Source organism: Bradyrhizobium diversitatis (genome assembly GCF_016031635.1).
GTDB classification, from domain to species: Bacteria; Pseudomonadota; Alphaproteobacteria; order Rhizobiales; family Xanthobacteraceae; genus Bradyrhizobium; species Bradyrhizobium diversitatis.
Window position 1 is genome coordinate 1 of sequence record NZ_JACEGD010000015.1, and the last position, 13162, is coordinate 13162.

10 protein-coding genes and 1 pseudogene are annotated in these 13162 nt (G+C 65.2%); 6 read left to right on the forward strand and 5 right to left on the reverse strand.

Going from position 1 to position 13162, the window contains the following annotated elements:
• A pseudogene (locus tag H1B27_RS39805) lies at positions 1-231 on the reverse strand (hypothetical protein); the annotation flags it as partial.
• Between the two features lie 452 nt (positions 232-683).
• Positions 684-920 carry a DUF1127 domain-containing protein gene (locus H1B27_RS17280; protein WP_061881970.1) on the reverse strand — a complete coding sequence of 79 codons (237 nt, stop codon included), beginning with the start codon at positions 918-920 and terminating at the stop codon, positions 684-686.
• 186 nt (positions 921-1106) lie between these two features.
• Here H1B27_RS17280 and H1B27_RS17285 point away from each other — a divergent pair, with 186 nt between their 5' ends.
• Positions 1107-2450 (forward strand): aminotransferase-like domain-containing protein, encoded by a 1344-nt coding sequence (locus H1B27_RS17285; protein WP_061881971.1) that lies wholly within the window; start codon positions 1107-1109, stop codon positions 2448-2450.
• Between the two features lie 112 nt (positions 2451-2562).
• Here H1B27_RS17285 and H1B27_RS17290 read toward each other — a convergent pair whose 3' ends face one another.
• Positions 2563-3144, reverse strand: coding sequence for a hypothetical protein (locus H1B27_RS17290; protein WP_197966855.1), 582 nt, complete (start codon positions 3142-3144; stop codon positions 2563-2565).
• A 65-nt stretch (positions 3145-3209) separates the two neighbouring features.
• Here H1B27_RS17290 and H1B27_RS17295 point away from each other — a divergent pair, with 65 nt between their 5' ends.
• Positions 3210-3644: a hypothetical protein gene (locus H1B27_RS17295; RefSeq protein ID WP_061881972.1), complete on the forward strand. Its 435-nt coding sequence runs from the start codon at positions 3210-3212 to the stop codon at positions 3642-3644.
• Positions 3645-3648: 4 nt separating this feature from the next.
• Here H1B27_RS17295 and H1B27_RS17300 read toward each other — a convergent pair whose 3' ends face one another.
• Positions 3649-6048, reverse strand: coding sequence for a bifunctional diguanylate cyclase/phosphodiesterase (locus H1B27_RS17300; RefSeq protein WP_197966856.1), 2400 nt, complete (start codon positions 6046-6048; stop codon positions 3649-3651).
• A gap of 244 nt (positions 6049-6292) precedes the next feature.
• Positions 6293-6799, reverse strand: a complete 507-nt coding sequence (locus tag H1B27_RS17305) for a YciE/YciF ferroxidase family protein (RefSeq protein ID WP_061881974.1) — start codon at positions 6797-6799, stop codon at positions 6293-6295.
• A 429-nt stretch (positions 6800-7228) separates the two neighbouring features.
• Between H1B27_RS17305 and H1B27_RS17310 the strand changes: the two genes are divergently transcribed.
• The 4 genes from H1B27_RS17310 to H1B27_RS17325 all read left to right on the forward strand — a co-directional run bounded on the left by H1B27_RS17310 (position 7229) and on the right by H1B27_RS17325 (position 13082).
• Positions 7229-8311 (forward strand): lysylphosphatidylglycerol synthase transmembrane domain-containing protein, encoded by a 1083-nt coding sequence (locus tag H1B27_RS17310; protein ID WP_197966857.1) that lies wholly within the window; start codon positions 7229-7231, stop codon positions 8309-8311.
• A gap of 84 nt (positions 8312-8395) precedes the next feature.
• Positions 8396-10348: an SGNH/GDSL hydrolase family protein gene (locus tag H1B27_RS17315; protein WP_061881976.1), complete on the forward strand. Its 1953-nt coding sequence runs from the start codon at positions 8396-8398 to the stop codon at positions 10346-10348.
• Between the two features lie 354 nt (positions 10349-10702).
• Positions 10703-12055, forward strand: a complete 1353-nt coding sequence (locus H1B27_RS17320) for an MFS transporter (protein WP_061881981.1) — start codon at positions 10703-10705, stop codon at positions 12053-12055.
• A gap of 121 nt (positions 12056-12176) precedes the next feature.
• Complete coding sequence (locus H1B27_RS17325; RefSeq protein WP_061881977.1) at positions 12177-13082, forward strand: LysR family transcriptional regulator; 906 nt, start codon at positions 12177-12179, stop codon at positions 13080-13082.
• Positions 13083-13162: the final 80 nt, after the last annotated feature.

The window sequence follows — 13162 nt, forward strand, 5'->3', positions numbered from 1 at the left end:
GCTGCTGAGGTCGGCAAGGCCAACAGAAGCGGCCCACGCGGCTGTCGATCTCAACCCTCGTTCACCCAGACAATAGGCCAGCATCAGCCGAAGTAACGACACCGCATCTGGAATTTGGCGCCGCCGCACGAAAGCCTTCGTCTGGCGCGCGCTTATCTCAAGCTGCGCAGCCCCGCCGAGCTGCGTAACCACTCTCGTCCAGTCCTCGTTCAGAAGCGATTCGTCTGCCATCCCGCTTTGGAATCACGTGTGATTCCAACACTCAAGAATAAACTTAACGCCTATGCGGTCTTCCCTGCGCCCTCTTTCATTTTGAGGGTGAGGCATCGACGCAAAGCTCGGGCCAAACGCGCCGCGAGGATGCGAAGCTGCGTCTGCGATGGAAGATGCGAGCAAAAGAAACGATGGTGCCGACCGCGCATTCCGTCATTGCGAGCGCAGCGAAGCAATCCAGGGTCTCTCCGCGGTGGGATTCTGGATTGCTTCGCTGCGCTCGCAATGACGATGTTGGGACAGCTGCGCACGAGAACACCGCGCTCGTGCCCCGGACGCAGCGCAGCGTCTCTTCGACGATGCGCTGCAGAGCCGGGGCCCATGCATCGGCGAGTGCTATGGCCTGCTGGGTCCCGGCTCTGCGCCGCAACGCTAAGGGCGTTGCAGCGCGTCCGGGACACTGGACTCACTTATAGATACCGCGACAGCTCGGCCTTGAACTGCCCGTACACCGCATCCTCGATCTGGCTGCGTGTGATGCCGATGTCGCGCAGGGCGCGGTCGTCGAGCTCGCTCAGCGTCTTGACGGCGGAGCGACGCTCCAGGCGATCGAACAGTGCATGCACGGCGTTGGCGAGCGCGCTGAAAAATCCGCCCGTCGAGGATGGGCGTAAACTCCGCCCGGCAGTTTGCGATATCGTGGTCATTTTTCTTCTCCGGCCTGTCGTCCGCGCGGCGAAGCCAATGCCGTTGGCGCGGACGCTTGTGGGCGCCTGTACCTCATTTGCCGTCGAATTGCTCGCGCTCTTCTCGGCTCAATCGCGGGTCTTGATGGAACTTAAATGCTCCGGTACATACCTCGGAGCAAGCAAAACATTGCTCTCGGTGCAATAATGTCCAAGTTCGAGTACGTGAAGCTTGCCGATGCCATTGCGGCCGATATCACTAACGGCACGTTAAGGCCCGGCGACCGGCTGCCGCCGCAGCGCAATTTTGCCTATGACCGTGGCATCGCGGTCTCGACCGCGAGCCGGGTTTATACGGAATTGCTCCGCCGCGGCCTCGTGGTCGGCGAGGTCGGCCGCGGCACCTTCATCTCCGGCGACATCAGGCGCCAGGTCGAGACGATGCGCGAGCCGGCCGAGGCACGCATCAATTTCGAGGTCAATTACCCGCTGCTGCCCCAGCAATGGGCGATGATCGCCAAGAGCCTTGCGGGGCTCGAGCGCATCGACGCGCTCGAATCCGCGCTGCGCGTTTCGACCAGCACCGGCACCAGGAGCGCGCGCGTTGCTGCCGCCGCCTATCTCGCGCGCAAGGATTTTACGCCGCAGGCGGACCAGATCTTCTTCACCGCCAACGGCAAGCAATCGCTCGCGGCCGCGCTTGCGGCGCTCGTTCCAACCGGCGGCCGCTGCGGCGTCGAGGCGCTGACCTATCCATACGTCAAGAGCATCGCCGCGCGGTTAGGTGTGACGCTAGTCCCGATTCCGATGGACGAGCACGGCGTGCGGCCGGATGCGATCCAGAAGGCGCATCGCGAGGCGCACCTGTCGGCGCTGTATCTCCAGCCCATCATCCAGAATCCGCTCGGCGTCACCATGAACGCGACGCGGCGCGCCGACATCATGCGCGTCGCCGAAAAGCTCGATCTTCCCATCATCGAGGACACCGTCTACGGCTTCCTCGCCGACGATACGCCGCTGGCCGCGCTCGGGCCGGACCGCTGCATCGTGATCGACAGCCTGTCCAAGAAGGTCGCGCCCGGCCTCGCGCTCGGCATCCTGGTCGCGCCGCCCCACTTGCGCGAAAGCGTCATGAGCGCGGTCCGCACCGGGGGGTGGATCGCCTCCGGACACGCGCTGGCGGCCGGGCAGCGGCTGATGGCCGACGGCACCGTCGCCGAGCTGACGCGCCTGAAGCGCATCGACGCGGCGCGCCGCCAGCAGACCGCCGCAAGACTTCTGGCCGGCTACCAGCTCGCCGCGGACGCGCGCTCCTATCATCTCTGGCTGACACTGCCGCCGCACTGGCGCTCGCAGACCTTCGTCGCCGCGGCGGCAAGGCGCGGCATCGCGCTGACGCCGTCCTCGACCTTCGCGATCGCGCATGGTCATGCACCAAACGCGGTGCGGCTCGCCCTCGCCCCGCCGTCGCCCGAGCAGCTCGATTCCGGCCTGCGCACGATCGCCTCGCTGCTCGGCACCAAGGAAGAGGATTTCGACTCGACGGAGTAGCGATCCGCCCAGAGCGTTTTCAAGCGAAGTGGCTACCGGTTCGCGTGAAGAAAACGCGTCAAAACAAGAATCCAGAGCCCCGTTCCGATTCCATCGGAACGGGAAAGGCTTTCTAAGGCAGCACGGACCGTGGTAACTGATCGAAACTGTAGCTCCGCGGCTTGTTGCGCCACACGAAGCCGCCGACCTGCCAGGCGAACAGCGCCGCGAAGCCGAGGATGAACAGCGCGCCGGCGAACTCGCCGATCAGAAGCGCGCGGATCAACAGCCCCGCCATCGCCACCGTCAGCACCGCCAGGAAAGCCAGCGCCGCCACATAGGTCTTGCGGCCCAAGCCGGCGGTCAATTCGGCCCGGCTGCCGGCCTGCGCCATCCGCGCATGCAGCGCGAGAATGAAATCGCGGAAGCCGCTGTCCTGCGGCGCCATCAGCGCCGCGGTCTGCCAGCTCGTCGAGAGGATCGCGATGCGCCCGCCGCCGGTGCGGCTGACATCGGCACGGAAGCGGTGCTGCTGCATCGAGACCGGCCGGAACGACAGCCGGATCGCCGAGATCTCGTCGTAGCGCCACAGGCCGGAGCGTCCGGCGATGTGCCAGGACAAACCCTCCTCCGTCAGCTCGAAACGATGCGCCGACCCGATCAGCGAGGCCTTGTAGGCGTAGCTCGTGGCCGCATCGGCTTCGGCTCCCGGCATATCGATCACAGGTCCTATTCGCGATTCGCTTGCGCGATCGCCCTCGCCCATCCTACAAGCGAGGCATGGCTGAGACGACGTTTTTTCCGCGCCGCCTGATTCTCGGCGCCGCTATGATCTCCGGCGTGCTGCTCGCGCTCGCGGTCCACATGCTGGGCGCGCGCTATGGCCTCGATCTCGGCGGCCTCTGGCGCTCCGACACGCATGAGTTCATGCCGACGGGCGCGGCGATCGCCTGGTGGCTGATCGCGACCGTCGGCTTCTCCGGCGGCTATTTCACGGCGAGCCTGATGCAGAGCGCCGTCTCCGGACAGATCCCGCAGCGGATGCGGCAATTCCTGATCGCGGTCGGCGTGCTCTTGCTTGCGGGAGCGGGCCAGGCGGCCTCTGCGCCGAGCCCGATCCCGACCGTCTCGGGCGTGCTGGCCGGGCTCGCCGCGCTCTGCCTCGGTGCCGTGATGGCGTTTTGCGGCGCGCATTTCGCGCTGCGCCGCGGCTGACCCCTTACGCCGATGCGCGCAGTCGCGGGCGGTCGAGCATCATTGCCACGTCCGACGCCGGCCGCGGCTCGCTGAACAGATAACCCTGCGCCTGAGTGCAGCCTTCGCGCCGGAGCAGCTCGAGCTGCACGTCGTTCTCGACGCCTTCCGCCGTAGTGACGATGCCAAGGCTGCGGCCGAGGCCGGTCACCGCACGGATGATCGCCATGGAATCTTCGCGCGTCGCCAGCTCCGACACGAAGGAGCGGTCGATCTTGATCTTGTCGAACGGGAAGCTCCGCAGATAGCTCAGCGACGAATAGCCGGTGCCGAAATCGTCGAGCGAGATCCGCACGCCCATGGCGCGCAGCTCATGGAGGGTCGCGAGCGTCGCCTCGCTGTTCTGGAGCAGCACCGATTCGGTGATCTCGAGCTCGAGACGGCGCGCATCAATTCCCGAGGCGGCCAATGCGTCGGTCACGGACGCGATCAGGTTCGGGCTCTTGAACTGCACCGGCGACAAATTGACGGCGACATCGACGTCGTCGGGCCAAGTGACTGCGTCGGTGCAGGCGGAGCGCAGCACGAACTCACCGAGCTGAACGATGAGCCCGGTCTCCTCGGCGAGCGGAATGAAGTTGATGGGCGCGATCAGCCCGCGCTGCGGATGGTTCCAGCGCAACAGCGCCTCGAAGGCAACGACGCGACCGCTGGCGACGTCACGGATCGGCTGATAATAGACCTGAAACTCGTCGCGTTGCAGCGCCGCGCGCAGATCCATTTCCAGGAGGCGCCGCGCTTGAGCGCGCGCATCCATGCCGGTCTCGAAGAAGCGATAGGTGCCGCGGCCATCCGCCTTGGCGCGGTAGAGCGCAAGATCAGCGTTCTTCAGGAGCTCGTCCGGATTGCTGCCGTCCTGCGGCGACAGCGAGATGCCGATCGAGACGCCGATCACGATCTGATGGTCGTCGATCTCGTAAGGCGCCGAGATCACCTCGACGAGGCGCCCGGCAAGGGACCTCGCAGCGGTCTCCTCGGACCGCCCGATCTGGACCACCGCGAACTCGTCGCCACCCAGCCGCGCCACGGTGTCGTGCTCGCCGACGGTGGCCTTCAGCCTGCGGCCGACCTCCTTGAGCAGCGCATCGCCGATGGGATGGCCGAGCGAGTCGTTGATGTCCTTGAAGTGATCGAGATCGAGACAAAGCACGGCGAGCTGGTCGCCCGATTTGGTCCGACGCAGTCCCTGCTCGAGCTCTTCGTGAAACAGCACCCGGTTCGGCAGGCTGGTCAGCGCATCATGGCGGGCCATGTGCGAGATCTTGGCCTGTGCCTCCAGCCATTCGGTGATGTCCTCGAAGGTCGCAACCCAGCCGCCGCCCTGCATCGGCTGGTTGACGACCCGGATGGAGCGGCCGAACCGGCTGACGACGTCGGTCGTGGTGCGGCCCTCGCGTGCGTCGGCGACGAGGCGCGCGAAGAATTCATCGGCGTCGCCCTGCCACTGGCCCTTTGCCTGCTCTTCCCTGAGCACGTCGACCAGTAGCCGACCGGTGAGCAGGATGTCGGTACGACGGAGCATCGCGGCGTAGCGCTCGTTGAACAGGATGATCTTGCCGTCGGCGTCGAACATGCACAGCCCCTGCGACATGTTCTCGAGAGCGCTGTCCAACACGATCTGCTGGCGGCCCAATTCACCCTTGGCGCGGCGGTCGAGCAGCGCGGCCACGAGCGCAATGGCGATGATCGCGACCGCAGCGCCGGCGGTGAGGAAGGACAGCGAGGCCGGTGGAATGGAGAGCCCGCTGATCGCGAGCGTCGGGTCCGGCGTCAGCAGCACTGCGCCCATCGCGGTGAAGTGATGCGCGACGATGGCGACCGTGAGCAAGGCAGTCGCGCTCAGGGCATGACGAATGTCGTCGCCTCGGGCTGCCACGAACAGCGCGAGCGCTGCGAAGATGATGCCGAACAGCACCGAGGCGGCAACCGTGCTTCCGATCCAATCCACCCGTGCCGGCATCTCCAGGGCCGCCATGCCGGTGTAATGCATCGCCGCGACACCCGTGCCGACGATGGCGCCGCCGAGAACGATCCACACCGGGCGCGAGGACGCTACGGCGATGCTCAGCCCCACGAAGGTCACGGAGATCGCAAGCATCAACGAGAGAATTGTCACCGGGATGTTGTAGGCGCCGGCGCCGCCCGGCCCGTAGGCAAGCATCGCGATGAAATGCGTCGCCCAGATGCCACATCCGCTGACGGCCGCATCCAGGGCGATCCAGGCCAGACGCCCGGGGCCGTGCGTGGCGCGTGCGCGCTGAAACAGGCTGATCGCAGCCGCGCTGGCGAGCAGACACACTGCGCCGCCAAGCGCGACGAGTCGCCAATCATGCTCGTCGGTTAGACAGTAGAGAACTTGATACATTACCGGCCCCTATCGACTCGCACTTGAGCCGACAGTGGTGGACGATCGGTAACCGGCTACAAGCCTGTTCGGGGATTGGTGAATGGAAGATGTCTGTGATCGCTCACATTGTTGATCCTCGCGCCGGCGCACCGAGGCCGATCATCCCGGCTGGATGCCCCGCTTTCGCGGGGCATGACAGCGGATGAAGCGAGAAACAACGCGCCGCGCGGGCCACCGTGCGGCGCTTGTCAGCTGGACGCCCTCAGCTCGCCGCGCGCAGATTCACCTTGCTCTCGGCGAGCGTCGTCAGCTTCTTGTCGGTCGCCTTCTCCTCCTCCAGCGTCTTGGCGAGGATGCTGGCGCAGTCGTTGCGGCCGAGCTGCTTGGCCCAGGCGATCAGGCTGCCGTAGCGCACGATCTCGTAGTGTTCGGCGGCCTGCGCCGCGTTGATCAGTGCCGCGTCGAGCACCGCCTTGTCGGCGACTTCGCCGGCGGTCTCGTCGGCTTCCTCGATGATGCCGTCGATGGCCGGGCAGTCGACCGCCTTCACGGCGACGCCGTGCATCTTGAACACTTCCTCAAGTCGAGCGACGTGCTGCTTGGTTTCCTCGAGGTGCGTCAAAAAGCCCTGTTTCAGCTGCGGATCGGTGGCCTTGCTTGCCATCTTCGGCAGCGCCTTGGTGAGCTGCTGCTCGGCGTAATAGATGTCCTGAAGCTGATGCACGAACAGGTCGTTCATGGTTTTGATGTCTTTTGTGAACAGTCCCATCGTTCCGATCCTCTCGGGGTTTCGGGAACATGGAGGCGCCGGCTTGCACGAAAAGCCGCATATTCCACCATGTTCGATTGCTGATGAAGCCTAACGAGCACGCGGCATCGACGTTCCAGGAAGCGCCGAAGCCGCTTGCGCTGGAACAATGCGGACGGCGCCAGGATTTGAAATCATGTCGGCGCCCCAAACGCGCGAGCGGAGCCGGTTTCACGACTCATATGCTTAACGCGCATCCGATGTGAACCGCGTATGACAAAAGTGGCCGTCCAATGCAGAACCTATTGTTGTCAAGGGCTGCACAAGCCGCTGATTTTGCCTTAAATGAGCTTGATCATGCCTAGCGATCGATGCCTGTCTTTGGCCATGATCGCGTCCGACCGGCCAATGCCTGGCCCGGTCGGTCTTTGCCCCCCGCCGGGAGGATGAATGCACGGACTGCTGCCCGCGCTGAAACGCGGCTTCAAGAGATGGATCGGCTGGCGACGGCTCGGAATTGCCGCGAGCATCTTCATCATCGCCTTCGCGATCACCACGCTGGTGCGGACCCTCAAGGGCATCGATACCGGCGTCATCCTGACTGCGTTGACCGAGATTCCCCGCGGCAGTATCGGCCTGGCGGCGATCTGCGTCTTCTTCGCGTTCTGCACGCTGACCTTCTACGACTTTTTTGCGCTGCGAACGATCGGCAAGAAGCACGTGCCCTATCGCATCGCGGCGCTCTCCAGCTTCACGTCCTATTCGATCGGACACAACATCGGCGCGACGGTATTCACCGGCGGCGCGATCCGTTTCCGGATCTATTCGGACTACGGGCTCAACGCGATCGACGTCGCCAAGATCTGCTTCCTGTCGGGCCTGACCTTCTGGCTCGGTAACATCTTCGTGCTTTCGATCGGCATGGCCATCCATCCGGATGCGGCCTCCTCGATGGATCAGCTCCCCTCCTCGCTCAACCGGTTGATCGCCCTCGGCGGCCTCGCATCGATCGGCGCCTATCTGGTCTGGCTCTGCATGGGCGAGAAGCGCCGCGAGCTCGGCCAGAAAGGCTGGAAGGTGGTGCTGCCCTCCGCACCGCTGACCCTGGTGCAGATCCTGATCGGCGTCGTCGATCTCGGCTTCTGCGCCACGGCAATGTACCTCTTGATGCCGGCCAATCCGCCGATCGACTTCATGTCGCTCGCGGTCGTGTTCATCCTGGCGACCCTGATCGGCTTTGCCAGCCACGCCCCCGGCTCGATCGGCGTGTTCGATGCCGCCATGCTGGTGGCGCTGCCCCAGTTCGGCCGCGAGGAACTTCTCGCCACGCTGCTGGTGTTCCGTATTCTCTATTTCGTGATCCCGTTCGGCCTTGCCATCTCGATCATGGGCACGCGCGAGCTCTGGATGAACGTGGTCGAGCCCTGGCAGGAGCGGCGGCGGCTGGCGGAGGCCTGCGCGCAGGCCAATCTGCCCAAGCAGGTGACACCGATGGAGCGGGAGCGGTTGCTGCGGCAGGCCAACAAGCGCTAAGGCAGCCGGCGCAGACAAAGGTTGCGGGCGGCGGAGCAATGCTCTCTTATTTCCGCCTCAACTTTGCCGTTGAAGACCCGGGCCATGATCCCTTTATCCCTTCGCACTCTCGCCGCGGGCGCTCTGCTGCTTTCCGGGCTTTTGACTGCCTTGCCGTCCGAGCGCGCCGCCGCACAGGATGCCGGCGCCATGCAGATCGATTGGGAGGTGCGTAACCGCTTCCGGCTGTTTCGCGAGGAGCGCGACTTCCTGCTCCACGTCGAGAACGCGCGCAACCGCAGCATCCTCGCCGCCGAGCAATCGCTGGAGCTGCAGAGCGAAGGCCGCGGCTGGGCCCGCAACATGGTCAACCGGCTCTGCATCGACCTCCAGGGCCGGGTCAACCAGCCCTGTACCCGCGACAACGTCAAAGAGAACTACATCACCCCGATCGACCATCCGGTGACGGTACGTCTGACCGGCGCGGTGCCGGTCGGCGCCACCTGCGCCTGGTCGTTCGACGACGGCGACGGTCCGCAACAATCGACCTTCGACTGCGCCGAGCCGATCAATCTGCGCGTCCGCTACGGCAGGCAGACGGTCGCGACCGTCGATGTCTCCGCCGGCTCCGATCCGACCCAGCGCCTCCAGACCGAGATCCGTGTCCGCGACATTTTCGTCGCCGGCCTCGGGGACAGCATCGCCTCCGGCGAGGGCAATCCGGACCGGCCGCTGGCACTCTCGGACGAAGGATTTTGCTTCCGCTCCTATCTCGGTACCGCAGGCGCACAGTACTACCGGCCGAGCCGCCACGGCTTCAAGGGCGGCCGCGCCTGCGAGGCGCCGGATACGCTCGCCAACTGGCAGCGCTACAGTGCGCTCTGGTTCAACGCGCCCTGCCACCGCTCGCTCTATAGTTACCAGGCCCGCACCGCGCTGGCGCTCGCGGTGCGCTACACCCACATCGCCGTGACCTTCCTGCCGCTCGCCTGCACCGGCGCCAGCATTGCCGACGGGCTGCTTGGCTCGCAGCGCGCCCGCGAATGCCCGCCCGGCAAGACCGGCGTCTGCAACACCAGCGTGAACGCGCAGGTCGCCGAGCTGCGCGAAGCGCTCACCGCGGCAAAGAAGCGCCAGCCCGATCGGACGCTCGATCTCGTGCTGCTTTCGGTCGGCGCCAACGACGTCTACTTCTCCGGCCTCGTCGCCGACGTCATCGTCGATACCGCGACCGAGCGGACGCTATTCCGCCGCTCCGGCGTGATGGCGAGCGTCGATGATTCCCGCGATGCGCTGACGCGGGAGCTGCCGCAAAGCTTCGTCAAGCTGCGCGAGGCGTTGAAGCCGCTCGTCGGCGGCGACCTCTCACGCGTCGTCTACGTCTCCTATGCCAATCCTGCGCTCGCCGACGGCGGCGTTCCCTGCCGCGGCGGCCGCGCCGGCTTCGACATCCATCCGTCCTTCAACGCCGATCCGCAGCGCCTCGCCCGCGTCTCCACCTTCGTCGACACCGAATTCCTGCCGCAGCTGAAAGGGCTCGCCACCTGCACCCGCGGTGCGCTGTGCCGCGATCCCGAAGCCGACCGCATGACCTTCGTCGATGCGCACCAGGCCACGTTCGCCGATCATGGCTTCTGCGCCCATTCGGGCAATGACCCCGAATTCGACCGGGCCTGCTTTGCCGAGAACGGGCAAAGCTTCAATCCGGACATTGTCAGCGCAGCGAGCCAGCCCATGCTGTGCGGCCGCGGCGCCTCGGAATATCGCGCCTACCTGCCCCGCGCGCGCTGGATCCGCGACGCCAATGACAGCTATTTCGCGGCGATGACCTATCCGCAGGGCCTGCCGGCCGCGAGCCAGCCGACCGACATTCACGACGCGACCTGGGGCGTGCTCTCCGCCGTCTACGGCGGCGCGGTGCATCCGAGCGCCGAAGGCCACGCCGCGATGGCGGATGCCGCGCTGCCGGCCGCGAGCGCCGTGCTGGGGCTCGATGCCGTACCGCCGAACGTGACGCGGGGATTCCTGCCGCAGCTATTGCCAAGCGCACAGCAGTAGCAAAGACGACGGTATTGTAGCCCGGATGAACCAAAGCGACATCCGTGACAACTCTCTCCCCGCAGATCGCTTCGCTCATGCGGGCTACGCTGCCGCTACACCCGTCATTGCGAGCGCAGCGAAGCAATCCAGATTCTCTCCGCGGAAGGACACTGGATTGCTTCGTCGCAAGAGCTCCTCGCAATGACGAGCCCGTGACGCGCATTCTCACTCTCTCACAATCGCTCCCCCAAACCCGCCGTTCCATCGATCCAAAGACGGCATCGATCGATACTCCCTTGAACTTGGACACTTTGCCGCGCGCGCCTCTAGGACTCGCCTCGAGGAAATGTTCGAGTTCTAAGGAGGCGCATGATGAGCGCAGTGTTGTCCGCAGCGGACGTGAGGCGGTCTCGCGTCAGGCTGTTCATCGTGACCATGTTGTTCCTGGTCACCACGGTCAACTATGCTGACCGCGCCACTCTCTCGATCGCAGGCCCTGCGCTCTCCAAGGAGTTGCATCTCGATCCCGTCGCCATGGGCTGGATCTTCTCGGCCTTCGGCTGGTCCTATGTGATCGCGCAGGTCCCGGGCGGCTGGCTGCTCGACCGCTACGGCTCGCGCCTCGTATACGCCTTCAGCATCATCATCTGGTCGCTGTTCACGCTGATGCAGGGCTGGGTCGGCTTCCTCAGCGCCGGCGCGGCCGTCGTCGTGCTGTTTGCGCTACGCCTCCTCGTCGGCGTCGCGGAAGCACCGTCGTTTCCTGCCAATGCCCGCATCGTCGCGGCGTGGTTTCCCGGCAACGAGCGCGGCACCGCGTCGGCCTTCTTCAATTCGGGACAGTACTTCGCGACTGTGATCTTCGCGCCGCTGATGGGCTGGATCGCGCACGCCTATGGCTGGCGCTTCGTGTTCTTCGTGATGGGGGCGCTCGGCATCGTCATGGGTCTCGCCTGGATCAAGACCATCTATGGTCCGAAGGAGCATCCTTCGATCAACGAGGCCGAGTTCGACTACATCAGGAACGGCGGTGCGCTGGTCGATCTCGATGCGCCCAGGAACGATCTGAGGCAGGAGCGCGCAGCGCAATCCGGCTCCGGGTGGGACCACATCCGCCAGTTGCTCTCAAACCGCATGATGCTCGGCGTCTATCTCGGCCAGTACTGCATCAACACGCTGACCTATTTCTTCTTGACCTGGTTCCCGGTCTACCTCGTCAAGGAGCGCGGGCTGTCGATCCTGCAAGCCGGTTTCGTCGCGACGCTTCCTGCGCTGTGCGGCTTCATCGGCGGCGTGCTCGGCGGCATCATCTCCGATGCGATCCTGCGCGGGACCGGCTCGCTGACCATGGCGCGAAAGATCCCGATCGTCGGCGGCATGCTGCTGTCGATGTCGATCATCGCCTGCAACTATGTCGACGGACAGGCGCTCGTGGTCGGCTTCATGGCGCTTGCCTTCTTCGGCAAGGGCATCGGCGCGCTCGGCTGGGCCGTCGTCTCCGACACGTCGCCGAAGGAGGCCGGCGGCGTCTCCGGCGGCCTGTTCAACACCTTCGGCAATCTCTCCTCGATCACCACTCCGATCGTGATCGGCTACATCCTGGCCGCGACCGGCTCGTTCAACGGCGCGCTGGTGTTCGTCGGCCTCAACGCGCTGGTGGCGGCGTTCGCCTATCTCGTCATCGTCGGCAAGATCGAGCGGGTGGTGCTCAAAGGTTCCTCCTGAGGGCTCTCACGGGAGCTTGACCAGGCAACTTGCGGCGGCTCACCAGCCGCCGTCTTTGTATTGGGGGTGATCGATGCTAGAAGTGCCGGGGAAACGCCTTATCCATCTAAGGCATGTATCGATGTTCGACCTCAACCAACTCCGCTGCTTCGTCACCGTGGCGGAGGAGCTGCATTTCGGCCGCGCCGCCGCGCGACTGAACATGACGCAGCCGCCGCTGTCCCGGCAGATCCAGGTGCTCGAACACATCATCGATGCGTCGCTGCTCGAACGCACCAGCCGCTCGGTGCGCCTCACCCCTGCCGGGCGCAGCTTCCTGCCGGAGGCGCGGCGCATCCTCAAGCTTGCGGAAAGCGCCTCGCAAGTCGCCCGCCGCATCGCGCTCGGCAAGATCGGCTCGCTCAAGATCGGCTTCACCGCGGCCGCCGCCTACGGCTTCCTGCCCGAGCTCGTCGCCGCCTGCCGCGCCAAGCTGCCCGAAGTCGATTTTTCGTTGAAGGAGATGGTGTCCGGCGACCAGTTCGAGGCGCTGACCTCCGGCCAGATCGATGCCGGCCTGCTGAGGCCGCCGATCGCGCGTCCCGAGCTTGCCAGCCGCCGCGTCGTCGCAGAGCCGCTGCTCGCGGCGATCCCGAGGAAGCATCCGCTGGCGAACGCCGACAGCATCGCCATCAAGGATTTCGACGACCAGCCCTTCGTGATGTACTCGCCCTATGAGAGCCGCTACTTCCACGACCTCCTGGTGGCGCAGTTCACCCGCGCCGACGTGCTGCCGCGCTACGTCCAGCATCTCAGCCAGATCCACTCGATCCTCGCGATGGTGCGCGCCGGCCTCGGGCTTGCCATCGTGCCGGCCGCCGCCGCGAACCTGAAGATCTCCGACGTGCGGCTGCGGCCGCTGAAGCTGCGCAGCCGCGTGCCCGTCGAACTGTTCATGGTCTGGCGGCGCGAGGACGAGAATCCGCTGCTGGCGGCGCTGGTCAAAACCGCCGGCGAATTATCCTCCGCGGAGCTGCCGGAGGATTGATGCTCAAGCCGCATCGGTCGATATAGGATTTGGCTTGGACGCGCATCGAACGGTCTCCTAAACCACGGCGCATGGACGCG